The 17,803-nt window shown below is 65.7% G+C and carries 16 protein-coding genes; 11 read left to right on the top strand and 5 right to left on the bottom strand.

Features of this window, described 5'->3' with window-relative positions:
- Positions 1-9 precede the first annotated feature (9 nt).
- The 3 genes from CO669_RS09550 (at position 10) to CO669_RS09540 (ending at position 3,389) form a co-directional block, all read left to right on the top strand.
- Complete coding sequence (locus CO669_RS09550; RefSeq protein ID WP_097659557.1) at positions 10-2,199, top strand: cation-translocating P-type ATPase; 2,190 nt, start codon at positions 10-12, stop codon at positions 2,197-2,199.
- Positions 2,199-2,366: a cbb3-type cytochrome oxidase assembly protein CcoS gene (gene ccoS / locus CO669_RS09545; protein WP_008138466.1), complete on the top strand. Its 168-nt coding sequence runs from the start codon at positions 2,199-2,201 to the stop codon at positions 2,364-2,366. Before CO669_RS09550 ends, ccoS begins: the two co-directional genes overlap by 1 nt.
- Positions 2,367-2,438: 72 nt before the next feature.
- Positions 2,439-3,389: an oxygenase MpaB family protein gene (locus CO669_RS09540; RefSeq protein ID WP_198963946.1), complete on the top strand. Its 951-nt coding sequence runs from the start codon at positions 2,439-2,441 to the stop codon at positions 3,387-3,389.
- 327 nt (positions 3,390-3,716) lie between these two features.
- On the opposite strand, the gene glgA is transcribed toward CO669_RS09540, so the two are convergent.
- Entirely contained in the window at positions 3,717-5,132 is a 1,416-nt protein-coding gene (gene glgA, locus CO669_RS09535; RefSeq protein WP_097659556.1) for a glycogen synthase GlgA, read from the bottom strand.
- A 191-nt stretch (positions 5,133-5,323) separates the two neighbouring features.
- Between glgA and CO669_RS09530 the strand changes: the two genes are divergently transcribed.
- From CO669_RS09530 to CO669_RS09495, 8 genes are all read left to right on the top strand, one after another.
- On the top strand, positions 5,324-6,520 hold the full coding sequence (locus CO669_RS09530) for a CaiB/BaiF CoA transferase family protein (protein ID WP_097659555.1): 1,197 nt from the start codon (positions 5,324-5,326) through the stop codon (positions 6,518-6,520).
- Positions 6,521-6,651: 131 nt separating this feature from the next.
- Positions 6,652-8,196 (top strand): ABC transporter substrate-binding protein, encoded by a 1,545-nt coding sequence (locus CO669_RS09525; protein WP_097659554.1) that lies wholly within the window; start codon positions 6,652-6,654, stop codon positions 8,194-8,196.
- Positions 8,197-8,203: 7 nt separating this feature from the next.
- Complete coding sequence (locus CO669_RS09520) at positions 8,204-9,154, top strand: ABC transporter permease (RefSeq protein ID WP_097659553.1); 951 nt, start codon at positions 8,204-8,206, stop codon at positions 9,152-9,154.
- The gene (locus tag CO669_RS09515) at positions 9,141-10,013 is read left to right on the top strand and encodes an ABC transporter permease (protein ID WP_097659552.1); all 873 of its coding nucleotides are present in this window, start codon (positions 9,141-9,143) and stop codon (positions 10,011-10,013) included. The genes CO669_RS09520 and CO669_RS09515 overlap by 14 nt, the downstream gene beginning before the upstream one ends.
- Complete coding sequence (locus tag CO669_RS09510) at positions 10,010-11,002, top strand: ABC transporter ATP-binding protein (protein WP_097659551.1); 993 nt, start codon at positions 10,010-10,012, stop codon at positions 11,000-11,002. The genes CO669_RS09515 and CO669_RS09510 overlap by 4 nt, the downstream gene beginning before the upstream one ends.
- A complete protein-coding gene (locus tag CO669_RS09505) occupies positions 10,999-11,970 on the top strand; it encodes an ABC transporter ATP-binding protein (protein ID WP_097659550.1) in 972 nt (323 codons plus the stop codon). The genes CO669_RS09510 and CO669_RS09505 overlap by 4 nt, the downstream gene beginning before the upstream one ends.
- A 75-nt stretch (positions 11,971-12,045) precedes the next feature.
- On the top strand, positions 12,046-13,113 hold the full coding sequence (locus CO669_RS09500; RefSeq protein ID WP_097659549.1) for an alcohol dehydrogenase: 1,068 nt from the start codon (positions 12,046-12,048) through the stop codon (positions 13,111-13,113).
- 132 nt (positions 13,114-13,245) lie between these two features.
- Positions 13,246-14,325 (top strand): isocitrate/isopropylmalate dehydrogenase family protein, encoded by a 1,080-nt coding sequence (locus CO669_RS09495; RefSeq protein ID WP_097659548.1) that lies wholly within the window; start codon positions 13,246-13,248, stop codon positions 14,323-14,325.
- 43 nt (positions 14,326-14,368) lie between these two features.
- Here CO669_RS09495 and CO669_RS09490 read toward each other — a convergent pair whose 3' ends face one another.
- From CO669_RS09490 to CO669_RS09475, 4 genes are all read right to left on the bottom strand, one after another.
- Positions 14,369-14,650: a hypothetical protein gene (locus tag CO669_RS09490; protein ID WP_097659547.1), complete on the bottom strand. Its 282-nt coding sequence runs from the start codon at positions 14,648-14,650 to the stop codon at positions 14,369-14,371.
- Positions 14,651-14,749: 99 nt separating this feature from the next.
- On the bottom strand, positions 14,750-15,565 hold the full coding sequence (locus CO669_RS09485; RefSeq protein WP_097659546.1) for an enoyl-CoA hydratase: 816 nt from the start codon (positions 15,563-15,565) through the stop codon (positions 14,750-14,752).
- A gap of 120 nt (positions 15,566-15,685) precedes the next feature.
- The gene (locus CO669_RS09480) at positions 15,686-17,035 is read right to left on the bottom strand and encodes a L,D-transpeptidase family protein (protein ID WP_097659545.1); all 1,350 of its coding nucleotides are present in this window, start codon (positions 17,033-17,035) and stop codon (positions 15,686-15,688) included.
- 396 nt (positions 17,036-17,431) lie between these two features.
- Entirely contained in the window at positions 17,432-17,803 is a 372-nt protein-coding gene (locus tag CO669_RS09475) for a helix-turn-helix domain-containing protein (protein WP_020608151.1), read from the bottom strand.

The raw sequence follows: 17,803 nt of genomic DNA, 5'->3' as shown, positions 1-17,803 counted from the left end.
GATTTTGTCATGCAGGTCACGCGCGATTTCTCTCATTATGTTCGCGAGGCGGGCGAGGGTGTCCAGCACATCGATCTCGCAGTCGAAGGCGTTCATTGCGCCGGCTGCATGGCCAAGATCGAACGCGGCCTGTCCGCGATTCCCGACGTCACGCTGGCACGCGTCAACCTGACCGACCGCCGGGTCGCGCTGGAGTGGAAGGCAGGTACGCTCAACCCCGGCCGCTTCATCGACCGGCTCGAAGAGCTTGGCTACAAGGCCTATCCGTTCGAAACCGAAAGCGCGGAAGTGGCGGAGGTCGCCGAATCGCGCTTCCTGCTGCGCTGTCTCGGTGTCGCCGCGTTCGCCACCATGAACGTGATGATGCTGTCGATCCCGGTTTGGTCGGGCAACGTTTCTGACATGCTGCCCGAACAGCGCGACTTCTTCCACTGGTTGTCGGCGCTGATCGCGCTGCCGGCGGCGGCCTATGCCGGCCAGCCGTTCTTCCGCTCGGCCTGGCGCGCGTTGTCGGCGAAGACGACCAACATGGACGTGCCGATCTCGATCGGCGTGATTCTCGCGCTCGGCATGTCCGTGGTCGAGACGTTCCACCACGCCGAGCATGCCTATTTCGACGCGGCGATCATGCTGCTGACTTTCCTGCTGGTCGGCCGCTTCCTCGACCAGAACATGCGGCGGCGGACCCGCGCAGTCGCCGGTAATCTCGCCGCGCTGAAGGCGGAGACCGCGGCCAAGTTCATCGGTCCTGACGAGATTTCGCAGGTGCCGGTGGCCGCGATCAATCCTGGCGACATCGTGCTGCTCAGGCCCGGCGAGCGCTGCGCCGTCGACGGCACCGTGATCGAGGGCCGTTCGGAGATCGACCAGAGCCTCATCACCGGCGAGACGCTCTATGTCACGGCGGAGCAGGGCACGGCGGTCTATGCGGGCTCCATGAACATCTCCGGCACGCTCCGGGTGCGCGTTTCGGCTGCCTCCGAGGCGACGTTGCTGGCCGAGATCACCCGGCTGCTCGACAACGCGCTGCAAGCGCGCTCGCGCTACATGCGCCTCGCCGACCGTGCCTCGCGGCTCTATGCGCCGGTGGTGCATGCGACCGCGCTTCTGACCATCCTGGGCTGGGTCATTGCCGGCGCGGCCTGGCACGATGCGATCGTGACGGGCGTTGCCGTGCTGATCATCACCTGTCCCTGTGCGCTGGGTCTTGCCATTCCGACCGTGCAGACCATCGCCTCCGGCGCGATGTTCAAGTCGGGCGTGCTGCTGAATTCCGGCGACGCGATCGAGCGGCTGGCCGAGGCCGACCATGTCATCTTCGACAAGACCGGCACGCTGACGCTGCCCGATCTCGAAGTGATGAATGCCGCCGATATCCCCGCCGAGATCTTCGAGCTCGCCGGCCGGCTCGCACTGTCGAGCCATCATCCGGTGGCCGCCGCCGTGGCGCAGGCTGCCGGCGCCAAATCGCCCGTTGTCGGTGCGGTCGAAGAGGCCGGGCAGGGTGTCCGTGCGACCGTTGACGGCGTTGAGCTCCGCCTCGGCCGCCCTTCCTTCTGCGGTGCGGAGGCGCTGATCGGCAGCACCGTCGTCGATCCCGAAGCCTCCGTCGTCGCATTCAGCAGGGGCAGCGACCGGTTCGTCCTTTCGGTCCGCCAGGGCCTGCGGCCGGATGCAAAGGCTGTGATCGCGGCGCTGAAGGCACGCAACATCGGCATCGAGATTCTCTCCGGCGATCGCGAGCCGGCGGTGAAGGCGGCGGCCAAGGTGCTTGAAATTCCGGAATGGCGCGCCGGCGTCACGCCGTCCGACAAGATCGCGCGGATCGAGGAATTGAAGCAGCGCGGCGCCAAGGTGCTGATGGTCGGCGACGGCATGAACGACGCGCCGTCGCTGGCGGCAGCCCATGTCTCGATGTCGCCGATCTCGGCCGCGCATCTCAGCCAGGCCACCGCTGACCTCGTTTTCCTCGGCCGGCCGCTGGCCCCGGTGGTTGCCGCCATCGACGCCTCGCGCAAGGCGCTGCATTTGATGCGGCAAAACCTTTGGCTCGCCATCGGCTACAATGTGCTCGCGGTGCCGGTTGCAATCAGCGGCGTCGTGACGCCCCTGATCGCGGCGGCGGCCATGAGCGGATCCTCGATCCTGGTCATGCTGAATTCGCTGCGCGCGCGCACGTCCTCGCGGGAGATCGTGTGATGGAGATCCTGGTCATCCTGGTCCCGCTGGCCTTGATGCTCGGCGGCGCCGGTCTCGTCGCCTTCCTCTGGTCGCTTCGCAGTGGCCAGTACGACGATCTCGACGGTGCCGCCTGGCGCGCCATCGCCGACGACGAGCCGCCGCAGGAAGCTCCGGTGAAGCGCTAGGGGGCTCGCTGTTCATCGAATTGCCACAGGCCTTGCGGATCGTAAGCGGTTCGCAGTCGAAAGGCCGTGCAGGTGGTGTCCGAGAACGATCTGGAATCTGCCCTCGATCAGGTCTGTGCCAACGCGGCGGGACCGGTTGCGGGCGTGTTCGGTCCTGATGCGCTGACCTGGCGGATCGACCGTGAAGCCGTCATCTTTCTCGGCGCCGGCCGCGCGCTGTTGCTGCAGCTGGCCCATCCCTGGGTGGCGGCCGCCATCGCCGAGCATTCCAAAACCCTTGCCGATCCGATCGGTCGCTTCCATCGCACCTTCGACATCGTCTTTGCCATGGTGTTCGGCTCGCTCGACCGGGCCTTGCTGTCGTCGCGGCAATTGCACCGTCGTCACGGCATGATCGTCGGAGAGATGCCCGAGACGGTCGGCCCGTTTGCGGCAGGCTCGCGCTATTGTGCCAACGACATTCCGTCGCTGCGCTGGGTTCATGCTACGTTGGTCGAGACCGCGCTGATGGCGCACGATTTGGTCTTGCCGCCGTTCTCCGCGGAAGAGCGCGAGCGTTATTGGGCCGAGAGCCGGATGTTCGGTGCCTTGTTCGGATTGACGGCGGACGATTTGCCGGGGGATTGGGCGGGCTTTGCGGCTTACAATGCCGCGACGGTGCAGTCGGAGACGCTGACCGTGAGCCCGGCGGCACGCGAGATCGCGATGCAAATCTTCACGGGCACGCGTCCGTGGCTGCGGCCGCCGCGCTGGTATCGCGCGCTCACGGCGCGAATGCTGCCTGAGCGGTTGCGTGCCGGGTTCGGATTTGAGCTCGACGAGCGGGATGTCAGATCCGCCGACAGGGCGCTGCGGTGGATCAGGCGGGTCTATCCGGCATTGCCGGACAGGCTGCGCTATGTCGGGCCGTACCAGGAGGCGCAGGCGCGGCTGCGAGGCGAGCCGCAGCCCGACTGGATGACGCGCTGCCTGAACCGGGCCTGGATCGGACGGCCGCAGATGGATGTGCGCGGGAAGGGGTGAGAGCCCCAAATCCATCATCCGTGTCCCGGACGCGCTGCAGCGTGCAACGCTGCTGCGCAGCGCCGGGACCCAGCGGCAACTGCCTTCGGTGTGACATGGGCCCCGGCTCAGCAGCGCACCACGTCGCAAGTGCGACGCGCTGCGCTGCGTCCGGGGCATGAGAGGGGAGTCGGATGCTCCAATCTCTCCAAATCGTCATTGCGAGCGCAGCGAAGCAATCCAGACTGTCACCCCGGAGGCAGTCTGGATTGCTTCGTCGCTTCGCTCCTCGCAATGACGGTGGGGAGAGCTACGCTCGCAGTGACGGAGTACGGGGGTCCCCTCGGCTCATACCGAGGCCAGCTTGCGGTACAGCGCGCTGTAGCTGCCGGCGGAGATGGTCCAGGAGAATGAGCGTCCCATGGCGCTGCGGCGCATGGTGTCGAGCTGGTCTTGCGCCATGAAGGCGGAGAAGGCCCGGCGGACGCCGCCGAGGAAGGACTCGCGCGAGGGTTTCGCGAACAGGAATCCGGTCTCGCCGTCGGTGATGGTCTCGGCAAGGCCGCCGGTCTGGTGGCCGATCGGCAGCGAGCCGAAGCGCTGGGCGTACATCTGGCTGAGCCCGCATGGCTCGAAGCGCGAGGGCATCAGGGTGAAATCGCTGCCGGCAAAGATACGGCGAGCCTGCGCCTCGTTGAAGCCGATCACCACGCCGATGGCATCGGGGCGGCGGCGATGCGCGTCGATCAAGGCCTGCTCGAGCGCCGGTTCGCCGGAGCCGGTGACGACGATCTGCCCGCCGGCATCGACGATCTCGTCGGCCGCCGACAGCACGAGGTCAATACCCTTCTGGTGCACGAGGCGGGCGACGATGCCGAACATCGGGCCGCGCGAGACCGCCAGGCCAAATTGCTTGCGGACGTAATCCGCATTGGCCTTCTTGCCGATCCAGTCGCCGGCGCCGAACTGCTGGGCGAGCTGGGCGCAGGAGCGCGGGTCCCAGCTCTCGTCGATGCCGTTGAGGATGCCGGTCAGCTCGGCGGCATCCGAGCGCAGCTGGAGCAGGCCCTCCAGACCGCAGCCGAACTCGGGCGTGGTGATCTCGCGCGCATAGGTGCCGCTGACCGTGGTGAGGTGCGAGGCGTAGACGAGGCCTGCCTTGAGGAAGGAGAGCTGGTCGTAGAATTCGATGCCGTCGATGTGGAAAGAGCTCTCCGGTGCGCCGATCCGCCGCAGCGCCTCCTTCGGGAAGAGGCCCTGATAGGCGAGGTTGTGGATGGTCAGGATCGACGGCAGCTTGGCGCCGCGCCAGGCGAGATAGGCCGGCACCAGCGAAGCCTGCCAGTCATTGGCATGGATCAGGTCTGCTGCCCAATTCTTGTCCAGCTTGCCCATGGCCAGCTCAGCGGCTGCCGAGGCAAAGCGCGCGAAGCGGATGTCGTTGTCCGGCCAGTCGCGCCCGGACTCGTCGCCATAAGGATTGCCGGGCCGGTCGTAGAGTTGTGAGCACAACAGCACGTAGACGGGCATTCCGTCCTTGGTCGCGGCCCGGCCGAGCGAGCAGGCGGGCATCTCCGCGAATGCCGGACAGCGGCCGACGATCTGAATATGCGTGAGCTGCTCGATGATGTCGCGATAGCCGGGCAGCATGATCCGGATGTCGGCAAACGGCCGAAGAGCGCGGGGCAGAGCCGCGGACACGGCGCCGAGTCCGCCGACGCGGACGAAGTCGTCCATCTCTGTGGTGACGAACAAGACCCTCAAGAACAGCTGCCCTCTTCCGATCCCGTTTGCTGCTATGCAAGAACGGGTCCAGTTGCCCTGGTATTCTCAATGCCCGCCCACGCGGCGCGTCTGTTCGGTAAACACTTTCCTACTCAGCCGCCGCCCTCTAGGGTCGCCGCATCAACAAGAGAGAACTTCCATAGTTCCAAAGACCCGAGGGCGCGGCACGCATGCAGCTAGCAGATAAGCATGAGGGGACGACGACAAAGGCCTTCGCAGGCCTGCGGGTCCTGGATTTTTCGACCACCATTGCCGGCCCTCACTGCGCGCGGATGCTAGCCGACATGGGCGCCGAGGTCATCAAGATCGAGACCGACGGCGGGGAGACGATGCGGACCCGGCCACCGCTGCGTAACGGCTGCAGCACCGCGTTCGGCCAGCTCAATGTCGGCAAGAAGAGCCTCGTGCTCGACCTCAAATCCGAGGACGGCAGGGAGGCGGTCCGCCGGCTGGCCGCCACCGCCGACATCCTGGTCGAGAACTTCCGCCCCGGCGTGATGCACCGCCTGCGGCTCGACTATGACAGGCTGCGCGCCGTCAATCTGAGGCTGATCTATTGCTCGATCTCCGGCTACGGCCAGAGCGGCCCTTCGGCCGAGCTGCCGGCCTACGCGCCGGTGATCCACGCCGCTTCCGGCTACGACATGGCGCATCTGGCCTATCAACCCGGCCGCAACCGCCCTGACTATTGCGGCATCTACCACGCCGACGTCGTCACCGGCACCTACGGCTTCGGTGCGATCGCGTCCGCGCTCTATCAGCGTACCGTGACCGGGCTCGGCCAGCACATCGACGTCTCCATGCTGGAAACGATGCTGTCATTGACGCTGACCGAATTGCAGAGTGCGCAATTCGCGGTGAAGCCGCCGCCGCGCCCGATGTTCGGCCCGACCGAGACGGCCAATGGCTACGTCATGATCACGGTCGCCAGCGAGAAGACCTTCCAGGCATTGATGGGCGTGATCGGCCACCTCGACTGGATCACCGATCCGCGCTTTGCGACCTATGCGGCACGCCGCGACAATTGGGCCGAGGTGATGGACGGCGTCGAGGCCTGGTCGCGGCTGCTCACGACCGATGCCTGTCTCACTGCGCTCGGCGCGGCCGGCGTGCCCGCCTCGGCCTATCGCACCGTCGCCGAAGCGCTTGCCGATCCGCAGCTCGCGCACCGCAAGGCGCTGTCGTCCGTGCAGGATGGCGGCGGCTCGTTCCAGGTTCTCAACCTGCCGTTCCGCATGTCCGGGGCCGACACCGCGCCCGCCAGCGCAATGGCCGTGCTCGGCGAGCATACCGATGCGTTGCGCGAGGAGATCGGCCTTGCCGATCATGCGTCAATTCCGACAGGCAAAACAGCCGCGACACGCTGAGCAACATTACGCCGCACATGCGGCGTTTGATCCGTCGCGCGTGCCCCTTGCCGTCGCGCGCATTTGTCGCCAATCTCGCCTCCAGTCATTCAGAGATCCGAAACATCGGACGAGGGATCCCGGGAGGAACCATGACGAAGTCTGCTGCTGCGGCGCGCATGCACGCGCCGATTTTCCTTGTCGCGGCATTTGCCCTCCTTCCGCTGGCTGAACCCGCGCAGGCGCAGAAATCCGGCGGCAGCATCACCGTCGGCCAGGAGCTCGAGATCGCAGGCTTCGATCCGCTCAAGGTCGGCGTCTATGACACCTCGACCTTCACTGCTGCCGCAGCCATCTTCGACACGCTCACCACGCTGAATGAAAAGGGAGAGGCCGCGCCAAAACTCGCGGTGTCCTGGACGCATTCCGACGACTACATGACCTGGACCTTCAAGCTGCGCGAGGGCGTCAAATTCCACGACGGCACGCCGTTCAATGCGCAGGCCTTCAAGGAGAATTTCGACCGGCAGAAGGACCCCGCCAACAAATGCCGCTGCGCCTTCTACATCACCAACGTCAAGGAGGTGCAGGCGCCCGACGACACCACGATCGTCTACAAGCTCACCGATCCCTCGGTGAACCTGCCGGCGACGATTACCATCCAGAGCTCCAACAACGTCATTCATTCGCCGACGGCCTGGAAGACCAAGGGCGACGACTACAACCGCAATCCCGTCGGCACCGGTCCCTACATCCTGAAATCCTGGACCGCCGGCGACCGCATGGTGCTGGAGAAGAATCCCAACTACTGGGACAAGGGCAAGCCTTATCTCGACCGCATCGTCCTGAAGCCGCTGCCTGACGCGCAGTCGCGCTTCGCCTCGCTACAATCGGGCGAGGCCGACATCATCTGGGACGACGAGGCCGACGCCGACAATATCCTGAAGGCACAAAAGGACTCCAAGCTCACCGTGCACACCTACAAGGGCTCGGGCGCGCAGGTCTATGCCTTCAACACCAAGGTCGCGCCGTTCGACGACGTCCGCGTGCGACAGGCGCTGGTGATGGCGATCGACCGTCCGAAGATGTCGCAGGCGATCAGCAACGGCCTGAGCCGGCCCGCCAGCAATCCCTATGGCGAGGGCTCCTGGGTCAAGTGCAAGGACGACGGCGCGCTGCCGTTCGACGTCGAGAAGGCCAAGGCCCTGATCAAGGACTACGGCAAGCCGGTCGAGTTCAAGATGCTGGTGACGGCGACACCGCGAGGCCGCATGATCGGCCAGGTGCTGCAGCAGTTCTGGAAGCGCGCCGGCGCCAACATGGAGATCGAGCAGGTCGATCAGGCCACCATTCCCTCGCGCGCCTTCACCCGCCAGTTCCAGATGACGCCGTGGCGCATCGTCGATCTCGCCGATCCCGATCCCCAGATGTATGCGAATTTCCGCAGCGGCAGTCCGCTTGCGCTCGCCGGTTTTGCAAGTCCCGAACTCGACAAGTTGCTCGACCACGCGCGCGTCACGGCCGATCTCGGCCAGCGCACCGAGGATTACTGCGCCATCAGCCGCCTGATCAACAAGGAGGCGATCTGGTTCTGGACCTTCCAGAACACCTATTACGCGCTGTCGAGCGCCAAGCTGAAGGGCTTCCCGAAGATCTACAACAGCGTGATCGATGTCTCGATGACCTGGCTGGAATGATGGCGCGATGCTGAACTTCGTCGTTCGGCGGCTGCTTGCCATGCTGCCGGTGCTGCTCGCCGTATCGCTGCTGACGTTCCTGATCGCCTCGCTGCTGCCGGGCGATCTCGCTCTCGTCATCCTCGGCGATCAGGCAACGCCTGAGAATGTCGCGGCCCTGCGCCGCGACATGGGTCTCGATCAGCCGCTGTGGTGGCGCTATCTGAGTTGGCTCGGCCACGTTCTGCAGGGCGATCTCGGCCGCTCGTTCCGGACCGGACAGACCGTGCTGCAAGCGGTCGCCGAGCGCATTCCGGTCTCGCTCCAATTGATGCTGATGGCCGAGTTCATCGGGCTCTTGATCGGCGTTCCCGTCGCGATCGCCTGCGCGGCGCGTGCCGGCGGCGCGTTCGACCGCTTCATGACCGGCAGCGCGTTCGCGATCCTGTCGATGCCGTCCTTTCTGGTGGCGATCCTGCTGATCTATCTGTTCGCGGTCGAGCTGCATTGGCTTCCGGCGACCGGCTATGTGCCGTTCACCGAGGAGCCGCTCAACAATCTGCGCTTCTTCGTGCTGCCGGCACTGACGCTGGCGCTGGCGGAATGGCCCGGAATCATGCGGGTGCTGCGTTCCGACATGATCGCGACCCTGCAGGAGGACTATATCGCGCTGGCGAAAGCAAAGGGTCTCAAGCCCGCGCGTATCCTGTTCGTCCATGCGCTGAAGCCGTCGTCGCTGACGCTGGTGACGGTGACCGGCATCAATATCGGCCGTCTGCTCGGCGGCACGCTGATCGTGGAATCGATCTTCGCGCTTCCGGGCATCGGCCGGCTCCTGGTCGGGGCGATCTACACCCGCGACCTCGTCATCCTTCAGGGCGTGGTGCTGCTGGTCGCCTGCGGCTTCGTCATCGTGAACTTCGTCGTCGACATGCTCTACGCGGTGCTCGACCCCAGGATCCGTCATGGCCACGCTTGAGCTCTCGATGCAGGACGAGGCGACGGCCGCCCCCGGCAGGCGCAAGCGAAGGCTCGGCCTGCTGTTCTGGATCGCGAGCGCCTGGCTCGTGACCATCCTGACGCTCGCGATCCTCGCGCCGGTGCTGCCGTTGCAGAACCCTGTCGACATGGACATGCTCGAGCGCCGCGCGGCGTTCTCCGGGGAGCACTGGCTCGGCACTGACGGGCTCGGCCGCGACGAGCTTGCCCGCTTGATCTTCGGTGCGCGGGCATCGCTGACGGTCGGGCTGATCGCACCGATGATCGGCCTGACCATCGGCGGCGCGCTCGGCCTGCTGGCCGGCTATTTTCGCGGCCGGTTCGAGACGCTGGTGGTCGGCAGCATGGACGTGCTGCTCGCTTTTCCGCCGCTGATTTTCGCACTCGCGGTGACGGCCTATCTCGGCCAGTCCGTGCCCAATCTCACCGTAATCCTCGGCGTGCTCGGCATTCCCGCCTTCATGCGGGTGGCCCGTGCGGCGACGCTGACGCTGGCGCGGCGGGAATTCGTGATCGCGGCGGAGGCACTGGGGGCCAGCCATGCGCGCATCCTCGTGCGCGAGCTGTTGCCGAACGTGATCCTGCCGTTGCTGGCCTTCTTTCTGCTCGGCGTCGCCGTCACCATCGTGGTCGAGGGGGCGCTGTCCTTCCTCGGCCTCGGCGTGCCGCCGCCGATGGCGAGCTGGGGCAGCATGATCGGCGAGGGGCGCGACAGTCTCGACGTCGCGCCGCGGCTCGCCTTCCTGCCGGCGGCCGGGCTCTTCCTGACCGTGCTGGCGTTCAACCTCGTCGGCGACACCATGCGGGCGCTGACCGACCCGCGTCAGGGGGCGCTGTGAGCACTCCGCTCCTGACCATCGCTGACGTCGCGGTCGAGCTGCCGACGCCGCGCGGAAACCTGCGCGCGGTGGATCACGTCGATCTGTCGCTGGAGGCGGGCCGCACGCTCGGCATCGTCGGCGAATCCGGCTGCGGCAAGACCATGCTGTCGCGGGCGGTGCTGCAGCTGCTGCCGAAGAAGGCGAAGCTCACGGGACGCGTGATGTTCGACGGCCAGGACCTGGCGCGGCTCGCGCCGGAAAGCCTGCGGCGCCTGCGCGGGCGCGACCTCGCGGTCGTGTTCCAGGACCCCATGACCTCGCTCAATCCGGTGCTCACCATCGGCACCCAATTGATGGAGACGATCCAGGAGCATCTCGAGCTCGATGCTCCGGCCGCGCGGAAGCGAAGCGTCGAGCTGCTGGCGGCGGTCGGCATTCCCGCGCCGGAGCAGCGGCTCGCGCAATATCCGCATCAATGCTCCGGCGGCATGCGCCAGCGTATCGCGATTGCGATCGCGCTGTCCTGCGAACCGAAGCTCCTGATCGCGGACGAGCCGACGACCGCGCTCGACGTCACCATCCAGGCACAGATCCTCGATCTGCTCGCGCGCGAGCAGCGCCGCCGCCATATGGCGATGATCATCATCACCCATGATCTCGGCGTCGTCGCCGGCCGGGCCGACGAGGTCGCGGTGATGTATGCGGGCAGGGTGGTCGAGCGCGCGCCGACGCAAGCCTTGTTCAAGCGCATGCATATGCCCTACACCGAAGCGCTGCTGGCGGCGATTCCGAAGCTCGAGACCGCGCCGCATACGCCGCTGCCCGCGATCTCCGGCCGTCCACCCGATCCGACACGGCCGCTGCGCGGCTGCTCCTTCGCGCCGCGCTGTCGCTATGCCGCGGGCCGTTGTCACGAGGCCAAGCCCGCGCTGGCGAGCGCGGAGACGGCGGGACATCTCTATGCCTGTTTCCACCCGATCCGGATGGCGGCGGGAGTTGGCGCATGATGCAGCTTGCCGCGCGCGCAGAGCCGCTTCTGGACGTCGACAATCTCGTCGTCGAATACGGGCTCGGTAACAAGACGGTTCACGCCGTCTCCGGCGTCAGCCTTCAGGTCGCGCGCGGCGAGACGCTGGGGCTGGTCGGCGAATCCGGCTGCGGCAAGTCGACGCTGGGGCGCGCGGTGCTGCAATTGCGACGCGCCAAGTCGGGCCGCGTGCTGTTCGACGGCGAGGATCTGACTGCGATGGAGGGCGAGGCGCTACGCAAGATGCGCCGCCGCGTGCAGCTCATCTTCCAGGACCCGATCGCCTCGCTCAATCCGCGGCGGAGGATCGGCGACATCGTGGCCGAGCCGCTGATCATCGCCGGCCTCAAGGACGCCGCCGAGCGCAAGCGCAGGGTTCACGAGGTGCTCTCGGCGGTCGGGCTCGACCCCGAGCTCGTGGCGAACCGCCTGCCGCACGAATTCTCCGGCGGGCAGTGCCAGCGGATCTGCATCGCGCGATCGCTGGTGCTCAATCCTGAGTTCATCGTCTGCGACGAGCCGGTCTCGGCGCTCGACGTCTCCATCCGCGCGCAGATCCTCAACCTGCTGGAGGAGATGAAGACGCGCTTCGGACTGACGCTGCTCTTCATCGCGCATGACCTCGCGGTGGTGAAAGCGGTCAGCGACCGCGTCGCGGTGATGTATCTCGGCCGGCTCTGCGAGGTCGGTCCGTCCGAGCAATTGTTCGCCAAGCCCGTGCATCCCTATACGGACCTGCTGTTGCAAGCGATCCCGGTCCCTGATCCGGACGTCCGTCCCGTCGAGGGTGTGGCCGTTGGCGAGCCGCCATCGCCGATTGCGCCGCCGTCCGGCTGCCGCTTCCGCACCCGCTGCCCGCGGGCCGATCAGCGATGCAGCGCGGAGATACCGGAGTTGCGCGAGGTCGTACCCGGCCAGTTCGCGGCTTGCCATCATCCGTTGGCCTGAACTAAGACCGGTTTGTCTCGCCTTGCCGGCCGTGGCATGGTGGCGTGGCGACAAGAAGCATGCGGGAGGACGCCGATGAAGAGTTTCAAGGTAGCCGATTTCAAGGCGCCGCTGCAGGAGTTCGACGAGGCGACGCCGCAGCCGACGGGCACGCAGGTGCTGATCAAGGTGAAGGCCGCCGGCGTTTGCCACAGTGATCTTCACATCTGGGAAGGCGGCTACGATCTCGGCCACGGCCGCAAGCCGCTGTCGCTGAAGGATCGCGGCATCAACCTGCCGCTGACGATGGGCCATGAGACGGTCGGCGAGGTCCTGGCATTCGGTCCCGACGTGAAGCCGACCGACCAGGGCGATCTCAAGCTTGGCGATGTCGGCCTGGTCTATCCCTGGATCGGCTGCGGCAAGTGCGCCACGTGCCTTGCCGGCGACGAGAACATGTGCCTGACCCCGCGCTCGCTCGGCGTCTATTGCGACGGCGGCTATTCCGACCACATGCTGGTGCCGCATCCGCGTTATCTGCTTAATCTGAAAGGCCTCGATCCTGCGACCACCGCGCCCTATGCCTGCTCGGGCGTCACCACTTACAGCGCGCTGAAGAAGGTCGAGCAGCATTTCGACACGCCGATCGTGATGTTCGGAGCCGGCGGTCTCGGCCTGATGGCGCTGTCGCTCTTGAAGGCCATGGGCGGCAAGGGCGCGATCGTGGTTGATATCGACGCGAAAAAGCGCGAGGCGGCGGAAAAAGCCGGTGCGCTCGCGACCGTCGATCCCAAGGCGCCGGACGCGCTGGAGCAACTGGCGAAGAAAGCGGGCGGACCGATCCGCGCCGTGATCGATCTCGTCGGCAATGCCGCCACGACCCAGCTCGGTTTCGATTGCCTGACCAAGGGCGGCAAGCTCATCATCGTCGGCTTGTTCGGCGGCGGCGCGACCTGGGCGTTGCCGCTGATTCCAATCAAGGCGGTGACGATCCAGGGCAGCTATGTCGGAAACTTGCGCGAAACGCAGGAACTGCTCGACCTCGTCCGCTCCAAGAAAGTGCCGCCGATCCCGGTGACGACGGCTCCGCTCGCCAAGGCCAACGAGGCGCTGGTGCAATTGCAGCAGGGTGCTGTCGTCGGACGCACGGTGCTGACGCCGTAACGAACTCTCTCCTCCGTCATTGCGAGCGAAGCGAGGCAATCCAGAAATCCCTCCGCGGGCACAGTCTGGATTGCTTCGTTGCTTCGCTCCTCGCAGTGACGACTCGGTTAGCTCCCTTCCCTGAGGCTCTATATGTCTGCAAACAACGCCTTCCACATTGCCGTGCTCGCCGGCGACGGCATCGGTCCTGAGGTCATGGCGCCGGCGCTTGAGGTGCTGCGCAAGGTCGGCGACAAATCCGGCCTGAGCTTCCGTTTCACCGAGGCACCGGCCGGCGCCACCAATTATCTCGCCACCGGCAAGTCGATGCCTGACAGCACCATCAAGCTCTGCGAGGAGGCCGACGCGATCCTGCTTGGCGCCTGCGGCCTGCCATCGGTGCGCTACCCTGACAATACCGAGATCGCGCCGCAGATCGAGCTGCGCTTCATCTTCGACCTCTATGCAGGCGTGCGGCCCGCGCGGCTCATTCCGGGCGTGCCGAGCCCGATCGTCGGCGCTGACCAGCGCGGCATCGATCTCGTCGTGATCCGCGAGTCCACCGAGGGCCTGTTCGCCTCGATGGGCAAGGGTATCGTCACCCATGAGGACGCGCGCGAGACCATGGTGATCACGCGCAAGACGTCCGAACGCCTGTTCGAGTTCTCGTTTCGCCTCGCCGAGCGGCGCAAGGCGCGCGGTAAGCCGGGCGCATTGACCTGCGTCGACAAGGCGAACGTGTTCAAGGCCTTTGCGTTCTTCCGCAGCATTTTCGATGAGATCGAGAAGAAGCATCCTGATGTGAAGACCGACCGGCTCTATGTCGATGCCTGCTCGGCGATGCTGGTGAAGCGCCCCTGGGATTTCGACGTGATGGTGATGGAGAACATGTTCGGCGACATCGTCTCCGACATCACCGCGAGCCTGATCGGCGGCCTCGGCATGGCACCATCGGCCGACATCGGCGACAAATATGCGGTGTTCCAGCCGTGTCACGGCACGGCGCCTGACATCATGGGGCAGGGCAAGGCCAATCCCACCGGCATGATCCTGTCGGCGGCGATGATGCTGGACTGGCTCGCGGACAAGCATGGCGTCGAGAGCGCGGCGGAAGCCGGCGAGACGATCGAGCGTGCAGTGGATAAGGTCTATGCGGGCGGCATCAAGCCGATGGAATTTGGCGGCAGCAATGGAACGGCGGATATTACCAAGGCGGTGCTAGGGGCGCTGTAGCCGGCGCGCGCGTGAAAAAGGGGCCCTCGGGCCCCTTCGTCGTTTACCAGCGACGCCAATGGCGGTGGCCGTAATAGCCATATGGCCGTGGCCCGTAAAAGCGGCGCGGGCTGTAATAGCCATAGGCACCGTAATAGTTCGGTCGCCACCAGCAGCGGCCCCAGGCATTGCAGACCATGCGCACCTGATCGACATTTGCGGCCGGCCCGCTTGCGACGCGGTCAGCCTGGGGAATGCCGTTCGGCATCGCGGCGAGCGCCTGCCCTGACGCGAGCGCCGCGCCGCCCAAGGCAGCCAGACCAAGAACAGCAAACTTGAGTGTCATCGCAATCTCCCTCGTTGGTGGCGGAAGAACCTGCGAGGGATCAGTTGGTTGCTATCGCGGTACGCGTGGTTGAGGAATTTAATCTTCCTGAACGTTGGTTCACTTCCCCTGGAACTTCGGCTTGCGCTTCTCCATGAAAGCCTGGCGGCCCTCGCGGAAATCCGCACTGTCCATGCATGCGGCGCCGATCGCCTTGATCGCCTCCATGTCGCGCCGGCTTTCGTCCTTCAACACTTGCGCGATGGTGATCTTGGCAGCCTTGATCGCGAGCGGCGCGTTCTGCGAGATCGTCTCGGCAATCGTCATGGTCTCGCCCCAGAGCTCGTCGACAGGGAATACGCGCTCGACGAGGCCGATGCGCAGCGCCTCGGCGGAATCGATCCGCATGCCCGTGTACATCAGAAGCCGCGCCCAGGACGGGCCGACCAGCGACACCAGGTGCTTCAAGCCGTCATAGCCATAGGCGATGCCGAGCCTGGCCGCGGGAATGCCGAACTGGCTGCCGTGTGCGGCGAGGCGGATGTCGGCGAGCATCGCGACCTGCATGCCGCCGCCGAGACAGAAGCCCTCAATGCAGGCGATGGTCGGCTTGGGATAGTCGGCGAGCATCGCGCGCTGGGCGGCGCTGCGCCTGGCGTATTCCTCGGACGCGGCCGCGTTATGGCGGGTCTTCTCGAACTGGCTGATATCGGCCCCTGATACGAACGCCTTGCCGCCCGCGCCGCGCAGGATGACGACGCGTACCGTGTCGTCGTCGCGCAAGGCCGTCAGCGCCTCGCCAAATCCTTCCCACATCTCCAGCGACATCGCGTTGCGCTTGGCGGGATTGTTGAACGTGATCACGCCGACGCCATCAGTGGCGTGCTTGAGGATCTTGCCGTCGGCGTAGGATGTTTCACCGGAGATGTCTGGCATCGCGCGCTCGCTTGTCGTAGGGCGAGCACAATGTGCGGCCCCGACAGGGCCGGGGTCAACCGCGGCGAGGTGGGGGGCTTGGCAACCGCCTGTGCCGCGATTGCATGGCGCCGGACGTGCCTACCGCGTCACATGCATGTGGGCAGTTAGCGGATGGCTGCCGGCATTGCTGAAGAACGCCGCCTCTTCGGCAGTTGCCTCCAGCAATTGCTCGTCCTGGTTATAGACGTCGTTGCGGAACTGGACGGTCTGGTCCTTCGTCATCCACGCCGTGAGATAGATCCAGGCGACTGGCACCTTCCTGGCCATGGCGACCTCCAGATGCTGTCCGGTCGCGATCTCCGCATCGATCGCGGCACGACTCCATTTCGGCTGATCCTTGAGCAGCCAGGCGGCGAGGTCGCGCACATTGTCGACGCGCGAGCAGCCGTGGGAATCGAAGCGGTAGTCGTCACTGAACAGGTTACGCTGGTTGGTGTCGTGCATGTAGACCGAGTAGGAATTCGGCATGTCGATCTTCACGGCGCCGAGCGCGTTGAATGTGCCGTTGTGCTGGCGCACCGTGAAGTTCGGCGTATGGGTGCCCGACCAGTCGACCGAATGCGGATCGATCGGATTGTCGTGGGCGTCGAGCACCTCCATGTGCATGCGCGACAGATAGGTGGGATCCTTGCGCATATGTGCGGAGATCTCGGTTTTCGCGATCGAGGCCGGCACCGTCCAGGTCGGGTTGAGGACGACGCTGCTGATCTGGGCCGTCAGCGTCGGCGAGGGCTTCTCGGTCTTGCCGACGATGACGCGATAGCGCCGCACCACGACGTCGTTCTCGACGGCTTCGGCAAAGGCGGCGGGGATGTTGACCACGACATAACGCTGTCCGAAGCCGAAATTCATGTTCTCGAGCCGCTGCAGCGAAGCCTCGAGCTGCCGGATGCGCTTCTGCACCGAGACGTTCATCGCAGCGATCGTGCGCGGGGTCATTGTGCCGGTCGGCGCCAGTCCGTGGCGGGCCTGGAAGCGCTTCACCGCGTCGACGAGGTCCTGGTCGAAGGCGCCGTTCACCTTGTCGGCCGCGAGATCGCCGGAGAGGATGAGCCGCTTGCGCAGCAGGTCGTCGTTGGCGCCGGGGACACCGGGAGCGAACTTGGCGTCTGCCGGGATGGTCGGCCAGCCGCCGCGTACCGCGAGATCGGAATAGCTGAGCGCGGCGTCCTTGATGCGCTGCGCGGAGCCTTCGTCATAGGTCGGCTCGTGCGTCATCGCCAGCGCTGCGGCCGAACGGCTTTCCGGCGTCGAGGCGGGCGTCGTGGCGGTTTTCGGCGCGGCCGTGTGGGCCGGATTGGCGGCAGTCGGGACCGTCCCTGCCGTTGCCGGCCTGGATGTCGCCTGGCCGATGGTCTCGGTTTGCGCCACCGCAGAGGCGCTGGCCAGCATGCCGACGGCAAGGATCATCGCATGGCGTTTCGACATGTGTCCCATTTTCCTCAAGAGAACGAGGCCCGGGGGCCTCGCATTGGCAATCGCGGGCCGCCGCGCTGCGGGGCGCCGATTCGTGAAATCGGCGAGAAACTAGCGCTTCGGTGTTGAGGTCCCATTAAGCACGGCAGACGAAAGCTCCGCGCGTCCGGTGCGGAGCCTCTCGATTGGGTCGCGGCGAGGTGGGGACGGGTTCGCGAAAAACGCAGGGACGGCGGGAAAAGGTCAAGAAAAAGGGCGGCCAGGCCGCCCCGGAAACCAAGGCCACGCGCGGAAGGCGCGCGGGCCAGATCCGATCGGTCAGGTCCGGCCGGTCTCGTTCAATCCGGCCGCGCCCCCGTGACGCGGCGGATTGAAGATCGGCCGTGAAGACCGGACCGTCGACCGATCTCAGCTTTCGTTCGCGGCGATCGATTCCATCAGCGAGACGAGCTGGCGCTGAACCGTCTGGTCCTTGATCTTGCTGTAGGCGCGCAGCAGGCGGAGGCTGAAGGCCGAATCGAGGAAGAGCAGGCTCTCGACTTCGCGCGCCTTGTTGTCGCCGTCGTAGAAGAAGGTGACGGGCACGTCGAGGGCGGAGGCGATCTGCTGCAGGCGAGCCGCGCCCACGCGATTGACGCCCTTCTCGTACTTCTGGACCTGCTGGAAGCTGACGCCGAGCTTCTCGCCCAGTTCGGCCTGCGAGATCTTCATCTCGACGCGCCGCAGACGAATCCGCTTGCCGAGCTCGATGTCCGGCTTGCCGGCGCTACGCTGCTTCAT

This window comes from Bradyrhizobium sp. Y36 (assembly GCF_002531575.1).
Lineage (GTDB): Bacteria > Pseudomonadota > Alphaproteobacteria > Rhizobiales > Xanthobacteraceae > Bradyrhizobium.
The sequence above is the reverse complement of the archived record's forward strand: the minus strand, read 5'-3'. Positions and strand labels throughout refer to the sequence as shown.

Bases quoted from the DNA above. Each gene is read 5' to 3' on its own strand.
- CO669_RS09550 (WP_097659557.1), top strand. From the start codon at position 10: ATGCAGGTCACGCGCGATTTCTCTCATTATGTTCGCGAGGCGGGCGAG.
- ccoS (WP_008138466.1), top strand. From the start codon at position 2,199: ATGGAGATCCTGGTCATCCTGGTCCCGCTGGCCTTGATGCTCGGCGGC.
- CO669_RS09530 (WP_097659555.1), top strand. From the start codon at position 5,324: ATGCAGCTAGCAGATAAGCATGAGGGGACGACGACAAAGGCCTTCGCA.
- CO669_RS09525 (WP_097659554.1), top strand. From the start codon at position 6,652: ATGACGAAGTCTGCTGCTGCGGCGCGCATGCACGCGCCGATTTTCCTT.
- CO669_RS09520 (WP_097659553.1), top strand. From the start codon at position 8,204: ATGCTGAACTTCGTCGTTCGGCGGCTGCTTGCCATGCTGCCGGTGCTG.
- CO669_RS09515 (WP_097659552.1), top strand. From the start codon at position 9,141: ATGGCCACGCTTGAGCTCTCGATGCAGGACGAGGCGACGGCCGCCCCC.
- CO669_RS09505 (WP_097659550.1), top strand. From the start codon at position 10,999: ATGATGCAGCTTGCCGCGCGCGCAGAGCCGCTTCTGGACGTCGACAAT.
- CO669_RS09500 (WP_097659549.1), top strand. From the start codon at position 12,046: ATGAAGAGTTTCAAGGTAGCCGATTTCAAGGCGCCGCTGCAGGAGTTC.
- CO669_RS09495 (WP_097659548.1), top strand. From the start codon at position 13,246: ATGTCTGCAAACAACGCCTTCCACATTGCCGTGCTCGCCGGCGACGGC.
- CO669_RS09490 (WP_097659547.1), bottom strand. From the start codon at position 14,650: ATGACACTCAAGTTTGCTGTTCTTGGTCTGGCTGCCTTGGGCGGCGCG.
- CO669_RS09485 (WP_097659546.1), bottom strand. From the start codon at position 15,565: ATGCCAGACATCTCCGGTGAAACATCCTACGCCGACGGCAAGATCCTC.
- CO669_RS09480 (WP_097659545.1), bottom strand. From the start codon at position 17,035: ATGTCGAAACGCCATGCGATGATCCTTGCCGTCGGCATGCTGGCCAGC.
- CO669_RS09475 (WP_020608151.1), bottom strand. From the start codon at position 17,803: ATGAAGCAGCGTAGCGCCGGCAAGCCGGACATCGAGCTCGGCAAGCGG.